Origin of the sequence: Cystobacter fuscus (assembly GCF_044360685.1) — a bacterium.
Lineage (GTDB): Bacteria > Myxococcota > Myxococcia > Myxococcales > Myxococcaceae > Cystobacter > Cystobacter fuscus_C.
Genome location: NZ_CP043491.1, coordinates 5549590 through 5563606, shown reverse-complemented (window position 1 = coordinate 5563606; position 14017 = coordinate 5549590). Strand labels below are relative to the sequence as shown.

The 14017-nt window shown below is 66.8% G+C and carries 9 protein-coding genes, 3 tRNA genes and 2 pseudogenes; 2 read left to right on the top strand and 12 right to left on the bottom strand.

The features are described from left to right. The first annotated feature begins 61 nt into the window (after positions 1–61). A complete protein-coding gene (locus tag F0U63_RS22785; RefSeq protein WP_395848009.1) occupies positions 62–1120 on the top strand; it encodes an isopenicillin N synthase family dioxygenase in 1059 nt (352 codons plus the stop codon). A 101-nt stretch (positions 1121–1221) separates the two neighbouring features. Further along, positions 1222–1863 carry a GNAT family N-acetyltransferase gene (locus F0U63_RS22780; protein WP_395848008.1) on the top strand — a complete coding sequence of 214 codons (642 nt, stop codon included), beginning with the start codon at positions 1222–1224 and terminating at the stop codon, positions 1861–1863. Between the two features lie 80 nt (positions 1864–1943). On the opposite strand, the gene F0U63_RS22775 is transcribed toward F0U63_RS22780, so the two are convergent. The 12 genes and pseudogenes from F0U63_RS22775 to F0U63_RS22720 all read right to left on the bottom strand — a co-directional run bounded on the left by F0U63_RS22775 (position 1944) and on the right by F0U63_RS22720 (position 13968). After that, entirely contained in the window at positions 1944–3389 is a 1446-nt protein-coding gene (locus F0U63_RS22775; protein WP_395848007.1) for a hypothetical protein, read from the bottom strand. Between the two features lie 186 nt (positions 3390–3575). Further along, entirely contained in the window at positions 3576–5042 is a 1467-nt protein-coding gene (locus F0U63_RS22770) for a hypothetical protein (protein WP_395848006.1), read from the bottom strand. A gap of 818 nt (positions 5043–5860) precedes the next feature. Continuing rightward, positions 5861–5937, bottom strand: a tRNA-Asp gene (locus tag F0U63_RS22765). A gap of 74 nt (positions 5938–6011) precedes the next feature. After that, positions 6012–6088: transfer RNA gene (locus F0U63_RS22760), tRNA-Pro, on the bottom strand. A 267-nt stretch (positions 6089–6355) separates the two neighbouring features. After that, a pseudogene (locus F0U63_RS22755) lies at positions 6356–6628 on the bottom strand (integration host factor subunit alpha); the annotation flags it as partial. Between the two features lie 108 nt (positions 6629–6736). Next, positions 6737–9148, bottom strand: coding sequence for a phenylalanine--tRNA ligase subunit beta (gene pheT, locus F0U63_RS22750; protein ID WP_395848005.1), 2412 nt, complete (start codon positions 9146–9148; stop codon positions 6737–6739). Beyond that, on the bottom strand, positions 9148–10197 hold the full coding sequence (gene pheS / locus F0U63_RS22745; RefSeq protein WP_395848004.1) for a phenylalanine--tRNA ligase subunit alpha: 1050 nt from the start codon (positions 10195–10197) through the stop codon (positions 9148–9150). The genes pheT and pheS overlap by 1 nt, the downstream gene beginning before the upstream one ends. 130 nt (positions 10198–10327) lie before the next feature. Next, on the bottom strand, positions 10328–10675 hold the full coding sequence (gene rplT / locus F0U63_RS22740; protein ID WP_395848003.1) for a 50S ribosomal protein L20: 348 nt from the start codon (positions 10673–10675) through the stop codon (positions 10328–10330). A 97-nt stretch (positions 10676–10772) separates the two neighbouring features. Beyond that, entirely contained in the window at positions 10773–10982 is a 210-nt protein-coding gene (gene rpmI / locus F0U63_RS22735) for a 50S ribosomal protein L35 (protein WP_395848002.1), read from the bottom strand. Between the two features lie 276 nt (positions 10983–11258). After that, positions 11259–11771: pseudogene (infC, locus tag F0U63_RS22730) on the bottom strand (translation initiation factor IF-3); the annotation flags it as partial. Between the two features lie 121 nt (positions 11772–11892). Continuing rightward, positions 11893–13821 (bottom strand): threonine--tRNA ligase, encoded by a 1929-nt coding sequence (gene thrS, locus F0U63_RS22725; RefSeq protein ID WP_395848001.1) that lies wholly within the window; start codon positions 13819–13821, stop codon positions 11893–11895. 75 nt (positions 13822–13896) lie between these two features. Continuing rightward, positions 13897–13968 (bottom strand) — tRNA-Val (locus tag F0U63_RS22720). Positions 13969–14017 lie beyond the last annotated feature (49 nt).

Genomic DNA, 14017 nt, shown 5'->3' with positions numbered 1-14017 from the left:
CGCCATCCTTGGCCGGGTCGTTCCCCTTGAAGAGCGGCGGTAGGCCGCGGGGCGGGAGAGCATGACCGAGATTGGAAGTGTTGATGAAGTCCCCGTCATCGATGTTCGTGCGCTCGTGGACGCGTCGTCGGGTGCCGCCGCGCGCCGCGCCGTCGCGGAACGGCTCGGTGCCGCCTGTCGGGAGAACGGCTTTTTCTACGTCGTCGGTCACGGTGTCGACGAGGCCCTCCAGACGCGCCTGGAGGCATTGAGCCGCCACTTCTTCGCGCTGCCCGTGGAAGAGAAGATGGCCATCCGCATGGCTCTTGGTGGGCCGGCCTGGCGGGGCTACTTCCCCGTGGGAGGTGAGCTGACCTCGGGCCGTCCCGACCGCAAGGAGGGCCTCTATCTCGGGACCGAGCTTGGCTCCGACCATCCGCTCGTCCGGGCCGGCACGCCCCTCCATGGCCCCAACCTCTTCCCGAGTGAACCGTCCGGTCTGCGCGAGGCCGTGCTCGAGTACCTGGCCGCGCTCACCCGCCTCGGCCACTCGCTCATGGGCGGCATCGCGCTCAGCCTCGGCCTCGCGGAGGAGTACTTCGCCACGGGGACCATGGCCGAGCCGCTCGTGCTCTTCCGCATCTTCAACTACCCGCCTGGACCTGGCACCGCTGGGGACGGACAGCCCGCCTGGGGCGTCGGGGAACACACGGATTATGGCGTGCTCACCATCCTCAAGCAGGACGAGGCCGGTGGTCTCCAGGTGAAGTCCCGCCTGGGCGGCGAGGTGCGCTGGGTGGACGCACCACCCATCCCCGGCTCGTTCGTCTGCAACATCGGTGACATGCTCGACCGCATGACCCGCGGCGTGTACCGCTCCACGCCGCACCGGGTGCTCAACCGCTCCGGGCGCGACCGCTTGTCGCTGCCCTTCTTCTTCGATCCCGGCTGGACCGCCGAGGTCCGTCCCATCGAGGCCCCGGCCCTTCGTGGCGTCGCCACCGCCGAGGACTCCAGCGAGCGCTGGGACGGGCAGAGCGTCCACGCCTTTCGTGGCACCTACGGCGACTACCTGCTCGGCAAGGTGGGCAAGGTCTTCCCAGACCTCCGCTCCGAGGTTCTCTCGAACTCCGAGTCCTAGCGCGTGCTGGCTTCAGGAGCGCGGATGGAGCGCTCCCTGGCCGGGAACGGCCGCGAGCCGAGCCAACCTACCCGCGCCGGCGGACGGGTAGTCTACGGGCCATGCTCAGCCCCACGCCCCCTGTCCGCCGTGCGACCCACGAAGACATACCCCACCTCGTCCGGACGCTGGTGCGCTCGTTCGATCGGGACCCGATCCTCCGCTGGTTCCTGCGCGAGGACGAGCGGCGTGTGCAGGCTCTGGAGATGTACTTCGAGATCACCCTGCGCGAGTTCACCCTGCCTCATGGAGAAGTATTGACCACCGAGGACCGTGCGGGGACCGCGCTCTGGGTTCCTCCGGACCGGTGGAAACTGGGGCTGAGCGAGCAGCTCTCGGCGTCATCCACCATTGTCCGCTGCGTCGGCCTGGGCAAGGTGGTGCGCACCCTGCGCGGGTTGAGACAGATGGAGAAGCACCATCCATCCCGGCCCCACTACTACCTGGCGTTGCTCGGCGTGGATCCCCAGCACCAGAGGCGAGGATATGCCTCCGCGCTGTTGCGGCCCGTGCTCGAGCGCTGTGACCGGGAAGGCGTGGGGGCCTACCTGGAGAGCACCACTCCGGAGAACACGGCCCGCTACCAGCACTTCGGCTTCAAGGTCGTCTCTCACCTGCCACTGGGTCGCGGTGCGCCCCCCTACCCTGGCATGTGGAGAGAACCCACGGGGGCTCGCCTCCATGAGACAGGGGATGGCGGCTAGCCGAGAAAAGACGAAGGGCCCGGAATCGTCGAGGTGTCCCCCCTGGATTCCGAGCCCCTCACCTGGCGAGGAAGACGGGCCTACTCGAGGTGCTCGCTACGAACGACGAGCTCCTGGCCGGTGGTGGTCTTCGCGTAGAAGACGACCCGGTGGTCTCCCCGGGCCTGCTGCCGGGGGGCGCCGGAGTAGGCCACCCGGGCGTTGGCGATATCCGGATTCACGTAGTACGGCGAACCGAAGCTGGCCACCACCTCGCTGCCGATGGAATCGCCGATCTGGACGACCGGAATCGGGGTGGAGAGGTTCAGCTTGAACGCCGAGCCCGCGGACACATCGGCGCGAACGGTCCAGATGCCCTGTTGGGCGCTGAAGCGCCCCTGGTGGTGCGCGGCATTGGGCGTACCCACGATGCTGACGACGAAGCTGTCGTCGGCGAGGCCCGCCGCGCCGAGCTGCTGGTGGGCCACGCCGATCCGGGAACCCGTGATGTATGAAGCGAAGGAGAAGGGGTTGCCCTGCTGGTCGAACCCCAGCTCGCCGCTGCGGCAGGTCTCGCCGACGTCACACGTCCCATCACCGTTGCCCTGGGCCTCCACCTTCACGCCCGACAACCGCACGAGCTTGCGGGTCGGCCCGCCGATGTCGAGGCTGGCGAACACACCCTCCGCGGACTCCGCCTGCGGCTGGATCGCGCAGGCGCCGTTGCTCTCGCCATAGAAGACGATGATGCGGCCATCCGGGCTGATGCCCGCGGCGTCACCGATGCTCGAGAAGCAAGTGGCGTCGGCGATGCGGGTGGCGGAGGACAAGTCGTTGGGTGCGAGCACCAGGATGCGAGGATCCTCGTCCACCCCCGTGTTGTGGACGTAGACGACGTTGCCCGCGTTGTCCATGGCAATGGCATCCACCCAGGCGAACGTCTGCCGCGTGTAGAAGGGCGCATTCGCGGAGGCATTCCGGGTGGCCACAACGGGGGTATGGCTCGCAACGGAGTTCGCGATGAAGGCCGTCTGGCCCGAGTCGTTCAAGGCGACCGACGGTCCGAGGGGATAGAATCCCGACGAGCCATCCCCATAGGTAATGACCGTCGAGGTATCCGGTCCGGTCCAGACACGAAGGCCCATCCACCCGAGAGTCTCCTCGATGGCGGCCACGTGCCCCGCGGTGTTGATCCGAGGGGATTCGTACACGGTATACGGAGAACCCGTCAGGTTCAGGGGCGTGGAGCCATTGTCGCGGAAGATGCTCTCCCCATCATGGAGCTTGGACGCCACGAACGCGACACGCCCCTGATCATTGATGGAAGGCCCATTGCCGATGACGGGATAGGTGGTGGCCGCATGGACCTGGCCGTTGCCGGTCATACCCACGACCTCGAAGTCGTAGAACGTGCCCTGGACGGTCGTGCCCTGGGCCGTCAACGCCTGGCCGAGGCGGGTGTTCGCCTGGGGCTCGTGCGCGAGCGGCGCTTCCTGGCAGGCACTCATCACCAGTCCCACGGAACAAACAAAAAGCTTCTTCGACATGAAAATGAACCTCTCGGGTGAATTGCGAGCTACGTAGTGCCGCATCGGAGTGACCGCAGAGTGACCGACTACGGGAGGCGCGCAGGGATCCCTCGTCACGGATGGCCACACCCTCACGAGCAGGGCCCGGAATCGTCGAGGTGTCCCTCTGGATTCCGAGCCCTTCACCTGGAGAGGAGGACAGGTCTACTCGAGGTGCTCGCTACGAACGACGAGCTCCTGACCGGTGGTGGTCTTCGCGTAGAAGACGACCCGGTGGTCTCCCCGGGCCTGCTGCCGGGGAGTTCCGGAGTAGGCCACCCGGGCGTTGGCGATATCCGGATGCACGTCGTACGACGACGAACCAAAGCCGGCCACCACCTCGCTGCCAATGGAATCGCCGACCTGGACGACCGGAATCGGGGTGGAGAGGTTCAACTTGAACGCCGAGCCCGCGGACACATCGGCGCGAACGGTCCAGATGCCCTGCTGGGCGCTGAAGCGCCCCTGGTGGTGCGCGGCATTGGGCGTGCCCACGATGGTGACGACGAAGCTGTCCTCGGCGAGGCCCGCCACGCCGAGCTGCTGGTGGGCCACGCCAATCCGCGAGCGCGTGTTGAACGACGCGAAGGAGAAGGGGTTGCCCTGCTGGTCGAACCCCAGCTCTCCGCTCCGGCACGTCTCGCCGGCGTCACACGTCCCGTCGCCGTTGCCCTGGGCCTCCACCTTCACGCCCGACAGCCGCACGAGCTTGCGGGTCGTCCCGCCGATGTCGAGGCTGGCGAACACGCCCTCCGCGGACTCCGCCTGCGGCTGGATCGCGCAGGCACCATTGCTCTCGCCGTAGAAGACGATGATGCGCCCATCCGGGCTGATGCCCGCGGCGTGGCCGATGCTCCAGAAACAAGTGGTGTCAGCGATGACCGTGGTGGAGGACAAGTCGTTGGATGCGAGCACCAGGGCCGGCCCGTTCTCCGTCTCGTGGACGTAGACGACCTTGCCCGCGTTGTCCATGGCAACGGTCTCCGCCCGGGCGAGCATCTCCCTCTGGTAGAAGGGAGCACTCGCCGGAGAGGCATTCCGGGTGACCACGACGGGGACATAGTTCGGAAGGGAGTCCGCAATGAAGGCCGTCTGGTCCGAGTCGTTCAGGGCGACCGACTCATCGATGGGATAGAAGCCCGAGGCTCCATACCCATAAACAATCGTCGTCGCGGTGTCCTGCGCGGTCCAGATGCGCACGCCCATGCCCACGCTGGAGTAATCATTCTCCATGGCAGCCACATGGCCCGCGGTGTTGATCCGGGGGGATGCCCCGAATTGGGTATACGGGGAGCCCGTCGTCTTCAGGGGCGTGGAGCCATTGTCGCGGAAGATGCTGTCTCCATCATGGAGCTTGGTCGCCGCGAACGCGACACGCCCCTGATCATTGATGGAAGGCCCATTGCCGATGACGGGATAGGTGGTGGCCGCATGGACCTGGCCGTTGCCAGACATGCCCACCACCTCGAAGTCGTAGAACGCTCCCTGGACCGTCGTTCCCTGGGCCGTCAACGCCTGGCTGAGACGGGTGTTCGCCTGGGATTCGTGCTCGAGCGGCGCTTCCTGGCAGGCACTCATCGCCAATCCCACGGAGCAGACAAGGAACTTCTTCGACTGATAGGAACTCGACATGAAACACAATCCTCGTTTGAATTGAACTACGTCACTCGGCACCGCTCTCACAAGCAGGTACCTTGACTCGCACCAGCGCCCCAATGCCTCACAACGAGCGTATCCGTAGGCCATGGAAAGCCCCACGTCTGGATGACTCGTCTGACATTCTGTTTTTCAGCAGAGACGGCCTGGTTCCTGAATCTGTCCCTCTAGTGCCACATCCCATTCCGAGCCGCTGTGAAGTGGTTCACACCTTATGTCGATTTGCCACGTTGCCTTGATCACGGGGTGTAAACGACTCTCACGGCTGGAATTGGAATGGAGAAGCCTTGCCTGGACTGAACGCCATCCTGGATGACTCGTCTGGCATTCTGGTTTTCAGCAAGGACGGTCTGGTTGCTGAGTCTGTCCCCTAGTGCCACAACTCATTCCGAGTCGCTGTGAAGTGGTTCACACGTCATGTCGATTTGCCACTTCACCGCTCTTTCTTCGGAATCAGGTGGCACGCATGCATGTGGATGAGATGTATGGCTTCGTCGTTGGGATGGGCACACAAGGCCGGGAAGCAAGTCTCGCCGACGGCACACGTCCCATCCGCGTTGCCCTGGGTTGCACCGAGCTCTTCCACCTTCGCGCCGGACAGCCGCACGCGCTTCCGGGCCGGCGCGCCGATGGCTCGCGCGGGCGCCCTGGCTCTCGCCATGGAGGACGAGGAGGCGCCCATCCGGGCTGATGCCCGCGGCATTGCCAGCGTCCGAAAACGAAGCGCGGAGGAATGGGGGGGGAGAGGGAAAAAACAAAGGGCCCGGAAACTTTCGTTTCCGGGCCCTTCATCTTGGCGAGGAGTACGGGACTTGAACCCGTGGCCTCCGGCGTGACAGGCCGGCGTTCTAACCAACTGAACTAACTCCCCACAACGACTGCCTTCCCCGAGGGGAAGATGAAGACCCTGGAGCCTACGATGAGGTCAGACTCCAGGGTCTTCTATGGTCGGGGCGACAGGATTTGAACCTGCGACCACTTGCACCCCAAGCAAGTGCGCTACCAGGCTGCGCTACGCCCCGTTGTGCTGTCTCCCGCGCGGTGCCTTTTGGCGTCGGCGAGATGGGCTGCCTTATGCCTCTGCCCCATCCTCAGGTCAAGAAAGAGATCGGGCAGCCCTCGAAAAAATCACCCGGCTTTCGCCTTCATTCCGCCCGCGAGACCTTCACGGGCTCCAACCCCTCGAACTCCTCGTCCATGTCCTCCGGATCCAACCCGGCGGCCTCGGCGGCGTCGGCGGCGGCGTCCTCGGCGGCGTCCAGCTCGGAGTGGTTCTCCGGAATCTGCTCGCCGTTGAGCGCCGCCTTGAGCACCGCGCTCGGCCGGAAGGTCAGCACCCGGCGCGCCGAGATCTCGATCTCCTTGCCCGTCTGCGGGTTGCGGCCCACGCGCGCCTTCTTCTGACGCACCTGGAAGTTGCCGAAGCCCGAGATCTTGATCTTGTCCCCCCGCTCGAGCGTTTCCTTGAAGGTGTCGAAGACGAGTTCCACGATCTCCGCCGACTCCTTCTTGGAGAAGCCGACCTTCTCGTAGACGCCCTCGATGATGTCCGCCTTGGTCATGCGCGTGCCTTCGCGTCCCTCTTCCGGAGTGAACCCGGCGGACTGTGACAGTCTTCCCCAACGACTGTCAACCCACCGGTTTCACTCAGGTTTTCCCGTTTCGCGTTCTCAGGCGCGCAGGGCTCCGCCCAGGCGCTGATTGACCTCGGAGATGATGCGCTGGTGGGCGGTGCCCACCTCCGCGTCGGTGAGGGTGCGCTCGGGCGAGCGGTAGCGGATGGCGTACGCCAGGTTCTTGCGGCCCTCGGGGATGGGCTTGCCCGTGTAGACGTCGAAGACGAGCGCGTCCTCCACCAGCGGCCCGCCCACCTCGAGGATGACCCGGCGGACCTCGTCGTTGGGCAGCTCCAGGGGAACCACCACGGCCAGGTCCCGGAGCACGGCCGGGAAGCGCGGCAGGCCTCCCCAGGCGGGCACGAGCCGGGCGGCGGCGTAGAGCGGCACCGCGTCCAGCTCGAAGACGAAGACGTCCCGGGGCAGCTCCAGGGCCTTGGTCACGCGCGGGTGCAGCTCGCCCACATGGCCGAGCACCGTGCCGTCGGCCAGCTCCACCCGGGCGCAGGCGCGCGGGTGATAGGCCGGAGCCTCCGCGGGGACGAAGCGCACGCCGTCCACATGGAGCGCGTGCAGCACGCCCTCCACGGCGCCCTTGGCGTCGTAGAAGTCCGCCTTCGCGTCCTTCTGGGTCCAGGAGCGGCCGCCGCGCAGGCCCCAGCACAGACCCGCCAGCCGGGGCACCTCGCGCGTGGCCGGTTGCTGGCCCTGGCCGCCCGCGGGGTCTCGCAGGTAGGCCCGGCCCATCTCGTACACGAACACGGTGTCCACCTGGTGCCGCACGCTGCGTGAGAGGTTCTCCAGCAGGCCGGGCAACAGGCTCGTGCGCATCACCGAGTGCTCGACACTCAGCGGGTTGAGCAGCGCCACCGGCTGCTCCTTGCCCCCGAGCGCCTCCAGCACGCGCGGCATCACGAAGGAGTAGTTCACCACCTCGCTCAACCCCGCGCCCGAGAGCGCCTGGCGGGCACGGCGCTCGGCCTCGGTGGCGGGCGGCTCGGGGGCCAGCTCGGCGAGGCCGCGCGGCAGCTTCGCGGGGATGTTGTCGTAGCCGTGGACGCGGGCGAGCTCCTCGAGGAGATCCTCCTCCCGCTCCACGTCCACGCGGGCACGGGGCACCTCGAAGGTCGTCTGCCCACTCCCCTCCTCCACCGCCCGGAAGCCCAGGGTGCCGAGGATGCGCCGACAGTCCGCCTCGGCGATGGCCACGCCGAGCACCTTCTCCACCCGGCCATAGCGCAGGGACACCCGGCGGGGCGGCTGGGGCTGGGGGTACACGTCCACGCGGCCCGGAGCCAGCGTGCCACCGGACAGCTCGGCGATGAGCGCCGCGGCGCGGTCCGCCGCCGGGATGACGGCGTCCAGGTCCGCCCCGCGCTCGAAGCGGTGCGAGCCCTCGGTGTGCAGGCCGTGGCGCTTGGAGGTGCGGCGGACGCCCGAGGGCTGGAAGTGGGCGGACTCCAGCACCACGCGGGTGGTGCCCGCGCTCACCTCGCTGTCCGCGCCGCCCATCACCCCGGCCAGGGCCTGGGCCCGGTCGCGGTCACAGATGACCAGATCCTCGGCGTTCAGCGCGCGCTGCTTGCCATCCAGCGTGGTCATCTTCTCGCCGGGCCGCGCGGTGCGGACGATGAGCTCCTGACCCGCCAGCTTGTCCAGGTCGAAGGCGTGCAGGGGCTGGCCGTACTCCAGGAGGACGAAGTTCGTCGCGTCCACCACGTTGCTGATGGGACGCACACCGCACGCCTTGAGCCGATCCTGGAGCCACTGGGGCGAGGGGCCGACCTTCACGTTCTCGATGACGCGGGCCGTGTAGCGCGGGCAGCGCACCGGCTCCTCCACGCGCACCTTGACCTTGCTGGAAGCGGGCTCGCCGGACTCCGCGAGCCGGGGCTCGGGAAGCTTCAGGGGCGCGCCCGTGGCCACGGCCACCTCGCGCGCCACGCCCAGGTGGGACAGGGCATCGGGCCGGTTGGGGGTGACGTTCACCTCCAGCACCACGTCATCCACCCCGAGCGCCTCGGCGATGGGCGTGCCGGGCTTGAGCTCGGGCGGGAGGATGAGCAGGCCGGAGGACTCCTCGGACAGACCCAGCTCCTTGGCCGAGCAGAGCATGCCGAAGCTGTCCACGCCGCGCAGCGGGGCCTGCTTGATCTCCACGCCATTGGGCAGCTTCGTGCCGAGCGTGGCCAGGGGCACCTTGTCCCCGACCTTGAAGTTCTTGGCGCCGCACACCACCTGGAGCGTCTCCGGGCCGCCCAGGTCCACCTTCGTGACGGACAGCTTGTCCGCGTTGGGGTGCTGGACGGACTCCTTGATTTGAGCCACCACGACGCCGCGCAGAGCCTCGCCGAGGCGCTCCAGGCCCTCGATCTCCAGACCCACCGCCGTCAGCTTGCGTGCCAGCTCCTCCACCGCCGCGGGCAGCGCCACATAGTCCTTGAGCCACTTGACCGAGATCTTCATCAGAACTGCTCCAGGAAGCGCGCGTCGTTCTCGAACATCATCCGCAGGTCATCGATGCGGTAGCGCAACATGGCGATGCGCTCCACGCCCATGCCGAACGCATAGCCCGACACCTCGGTGGCGTCGTAGCCGCTGTACTTGAAGACGTTGGGGTGCACCACGCCGCTGCCGAGCACCTCCAGCCAGCCGGTCTGCTTGCACACGCGGCAGCCCTTGCCGCCGCACGAGGTGCAGGAGATGTCCACCTCGGCCGAGGGCTCGGTGAAGGGGAAGAAGGAAGGCCGGAAGCGCGTGCGCGTGTCCGAGCCGAAGAAGGCCTTCACGAAGGCGTCCAGGGTGCCCTTGAGCTCGGCGAAGCTCACGTCCTTGTCCACGAGCAGCCCCTCCACCTGGTGGAACATGGGCGTGTGGGTGATGTCCGAGTCGCGCCGGTAGACGCGGCCGGGCATGACGGCGCGGATGGGCGGCTTGCGGTTGAGCATCAAGCGCACCTGCACCGGAGACGTGTGCGTGCGCAGGAGCACCGGGCTGTCCGCCTTCTTCGCGTGGCCGAGCGAGGCCTCGTCCACGTAGAAGGTGTCCTGCATGTCGCGCGCGGGGTGATCCTTCGGGATGTTGAGCGCCTCGAAGTTGAAGTAGTCCAGCTCGATCTCCGGCCCGTGGGACACCTCGAAGCCCAGCCGCTGGAAGGTGCGGACGATGTCCTCCATCGTCCGGGACACCGGGTGGCGGCTGCCGGGGGTGACGCTCCGCCCGGGCAGCGTCACGTCCAGCTTGGGGCCGCGCAGCTCGCTCTCGAGCGCCGCCTCCTCCACGCGCTGGATGGCCTCGCCGAGCAGCTTCTCGATCTCGGCCTTGACCTGATTGGCCACCTCGCCCAGGGCGCGGCGCTCGTCGGGGGGCAACTTGCCCATGCCGCCGAGCACTCCAGACAACTCGCCCTTCTTGCCGAGGTAGCGGATCCGAAGAGCCTCCACCGCGGTGGGTTCCGAGGCGACGGAGATCTCGCGCCGTGCCGCATCCGCGAGCGACTGCAAGCGGTCTTGCATCGGACTTCGCCTTCCTCCCCGGGCTCATGCCGGGGCAAAAAAAAAGGCCGCCCACAGGGGCAGCCCGGTTCACTTCCAGGAGCGGAGGACGGCCCGGGACTCCCCGGACCGCCACCCCACTGCCGCTTCTTCAGGCCGCCTTCGCGATGTTGGCGACGGCGGCAAAACCGGCGGGATCCGCCACGGCCAGGTCGGCGAGGACCTTGCGATCCAGGGCGATCTTCTTCTTGGCCAGACCGGAGATCAGCCGCGAGTACGACAAGCCCGTGAGGCGGGCGGCCGCGTTGATGCGGACGATCCACAGCGAGCGGAAGTTGCGCTTGCGCTGCGCGCGATCACGGCTGGCGTAATCCAGCGCGCGCTCCACGGCCTGGTTGGCCCGCTTGTAGCAATTCTTGCGGCGGCCGCGGTAGCCCTTGGCCAGCTTCAGAATGCGATTACGACGACGACGGGCCTTGAATCCTTTTTTGACGCGCATGACTCACTCCTACCTTCGAGGTGTTTGAAAACCCCCGGTGCTCTCCACACCGTCAGGGCCCTCTTGCTGCCACTGCGACTGCCACTGCGCTTGCCGACTAGTTGGCCCCGTACGGGAACAGCTCCAGACGCACCTTCTTGGCGTCCATGTCCCGGAGGTGACCCGTGCCCCGGTGCTCGCGCTTGAGCTTCTGGCTCTTGGCGTGGGTGAACAGGTGCTTGCCGAAGGCCTTGGCGAACTTCACCTGGCCGGACTTCTTCACGTGGAAGCGCTTCTTCGCGCCGCTCCGGGTCTTCAACTTGGGCATGATGCCGTTTCCTTCCTTCTCGCTCGACGTCCGTCTGGGGGTGGAGGTCAAGAGACCCTCCACCGGATACATCTATTTCGCGCCGCCGGACTGGGCCGCCGGAGCCACCGCGGCCGCCGCCTGCACCACCGGTGCCTCCACCGCCGGGGTGCCTTCTCCCGGAGCGTCGCCAGGCTTCTTGCCACCCGCCGGGCCGCCCGCCGCGGGCTTGCCCGCCGCCTCGGCCTTCTCCGCCGCCGCCGCCTGCTGCCGGGCCAACTCGCGCGCCCGCTGCGCCACCTTCGGGTTGGGCGCGATGATCATGAACATCTGCCGCCCTTCCATGCGCGGCATCTGCTCCACCACCGCCACGTCCTTCAGGTCCTTGATGACGTCGTCGAGGATGGCCGAGCCCAGCTCCTTGTGCGTGATCTCACGGCCACGGAACATGATCGTGACCTTGGCCTTGTTCCCCTCCTCGAGGAAGCGGCGCACGTTGCGGACCTTGAACTCGTAGTCATGCTCCTCCGTCTTCGGGCGGAGCTTGACTTCCTTCAGATGGACGACGACCTGCTTCTTCTTTGCTTCCGAGGCCCGCTTCTTCTCCTCGTACTTGAACTTGCCGTAGTCCATGATCTTGCAGACCGGCGGCTTGGCCATGGGGTTGACCTCGACGAGGTCCATCCCCTCGGACTGAGCACGATCCAGGGCTGCTTCGATCGATAGGACACCGAGCTGCTCTCCTGCCGGTCCTACAACACGGACCTCGCGAGCGCGAATACGGCGGTTCGTTCTTTGGTCGCGAGCGATGTGACAGTCCTCCAGCTAGTGGGAGTAGGTACCCCCCTCGGAAGGGGGGCAAGATACTTGCCAGCATCCGGGAGTCAAGGGCCCTCGAAGACCCCGGACTCCAGGTAGGACAGGTAGGACATCAGGGCCAGGCCGCTTCCTTCTCCAGCAGGGCCTCGAAGAGCTCCAGCTTCATGCTCTTGAGGTCCTCTCCGCCGTAGCGGCGGGGAGACACCGCGCCCGCCTCCACCTCGTTGTCGCCGATCACCAGGGTGAAGGGGATCTTCTGGACCTGACCCTCGCGGATCTTGGCGTTGAGGGTGATGCCCCGCTCGTCCAGCTCCACCCGGTAGCCCTTGGCGCGCAGCCGGTCGCGCACCTGGCGGGCGTAGTCGAGCTGCCGGTCCGCCACGGTGACGAGCGTGACCTGCACGGGCGCGAGCCACGCCGGGAAGGCCCCCGCGAAGTGCTCGATGAGGATGGCGATGAAGCGCTCGAAGGAGCCGTAGATGGCGCGGTGCAGCACGACCGGCCGGTGCTCGGCGTTGTCCTCGCCCACATAGGTGAGATCGAAGCGCTCGGGCGCCAGGTAGTCGAGCTGGATGGTGCCCAGCTGCCACTTGCGGCCGATGCTGTCGGACACGTCGAAGTCGATCTTCGGGCCGTAGAAGGCGCCATCGCCCGGCTTGAGCTCGTACTGAAGGCCCAGGCTCTCCAGCGCGCTCTTCAGGCCGCCCTCGGCGCGGTCCCACAGCGAATCATCTCCGAGCCGCTTCTCCGGCCGCGTGGACAGCTTCACCGAGTAGCTCAGCCCCACGGCCTTGTAGACGCGATCCAGGATGTTGACGAAGTGCTTCACCTCGTCGGGGATCTGATCCTCGCGGCAGTAGATGTGGGCGTCGTCCTGGGCGAACTGGCGCACGCGCGTGAGACCGCCCAGCGAGCCGGCCGCCTCGTTGCGGTGGAGGATGTCCTGGGTGTGCAGGCGCAGGGGCAGGTCGCGGTAGCTGTGCTTCTTGAAGCCGTAGTACAGGTGGTGGCTGGGGCAGTTCATCGGCTTGAGCGAGAAGTCGTGCTCGCCGCTCTCGCTGTCCAGCACGAGGAACATGTTCTCCTTGTACTTGCCCCAGTGGCCGCTCGTCTCCCACAGGCCCTTGTTGTAGAGCAGCGGGGTCTTGATCTCCACGTAGCCGTTGTCGGTCGTCAGCCGGCGCATGAAGGCCGACAGGACGTTGTAGAGGGTGGTGCCCTTGGGGGTCCAGAAGGCGCCGCCGGGCGAGAACTGGTGGAAGTGGAAGAGATCCAGCTCCTTGCCCAGCTTGCGGTGGTCGCGCTTGCGCGCCTCCTCCAGCCGGTTGAGGTACTCCTGGAGCGCCTTCTTGTCGAAGAAGGCCGTGCCGTAGATGCGCTGGAGCATCGGGTTGCGATGATCGCCGCGCCAGTAGGCACCGCTGGTGGACATGAGCTTGATGACGCCGATCTTCCCGGTGCTCGGCGCGTGGGGCCCGAGGCAGAAGTCCACCCAGTCACCGTGGGTGTAGAGCGTGAGCGTCTTGGCGCCCTTGGCCGCGATGTCCTTGACGATCTCGACCTTGAACTTCTCGCCCTTGCCCTCGAAGAGCTGGATGGCCTCCTCCATGGAGACCTCGCTGCGCACGAAGGGCTGGTTCTGGGCGATCTCCTTGTTGGCCTCCGCCTCGATCTTCTCCAGGTCCTCGGGCGTGAAGGGCCGCTCCCGGAAGAAGTCGTAGTAGAACCCCTCCTCCGTGGACGGGCCGATCGTCACCTGGGTGCCGGGATAGAGCCGCTGCACCACCGCCGCCACCACGTGCGCGGCATCGTGCCGGATGAGATCCAACCCCTCGGGACTCTTGGAGGTGAAGATCTGCAGCTTCGCGTCCGACTCGAGCCGGCGCGACAAGTCCATGTCCTCGCCGTTCACCCGCGCGAAGAGCGCGGCCTTGGCCAGGCCCGCCCCAATGCCCTCACGCACGAAGTCAGCGATGGTCGTGCCCCGCGCCGCCTGCTTCTGGCTGCCATCGGGGAGCGTCACCGTGATTTGATCCGCCATGCGAGACCTCGGAAAAGAGCACGGGCGGCAAGGCTGATCAGCCTGCCGCCCGCGCGTTGAAACCAGTGATTCTTGTGGGTCGTAGTGGGATCGAACCACTGACCCCTACCGTGTCAAGGTAGTGCTCTACCGCTGAGCTAACGACCCGTTTCGCCTCGGGACTCGTCGTCGCGAGGTGGGCGGGGAATTACAGGGG

Coding starts and splice junctions, on each gene's coding strand:
- F0U63_RS22785 (WP_395848009.1), top strand. CDS start 62: ATGACCGAGATTGGAAGTGTTGATGAAGTCCCCGTCATCGATGTTCGT.
- F0U63_RS22780 (WP_395848008.1), top strand. CDS start 1,222: ATGCTCAGCCCCACGCCCCCTGTCCGCCGTGCGACCCACGAAGACATA.
- F0U63_RS22775 (WP_395848007.1), bottom strand. CDS start 3,389: ATGTCGAAGAAGCTTTTTGTTTGTTCCGTGGGACTGGTGATGAGTGCC.
- F0U63_RS22770 (WP_395848006.1), bottom strand. CDS start 5,042: ATGTCGAGTTCCTATCAGTCGAAGAAGTTCCTTGTCTGCTCCGTGGGA.
- pheT (WP_395848005.1), bottom strand. CDS start 9,148: ATGAAGATCTCGGTCAAGTGGCTCAAGGACTATGTGGCGCTGCCCGCG.
- pheS (WP_395848004.1), bottom strand. CDS start 10,197: ATGCAAGACCGCTTGCAGTCGCTCGCGGATGCGGCACGGCGCGAGATC.
- rplT (WP_395848003.1), bottom strand. CDS start 10,675: ATGCGCGTCAAAAAAGGATTCAAGGCCCGTCGTCGTCGTAATCGCATT.
- rpmI (WP_395848002.1), bottom strand. CDS start 10,982: ATGCCCAAGTTGAAGACCCGGAGCGGCGCGAAGAAGCGCTTCCACGTG.
- thrS (WP_395848001.1), bottom strand. CDS start 13,821: ATGGCGGATCAAATCACGGTGACGCTCCCCGATGGCAGCCAGAAGCAG.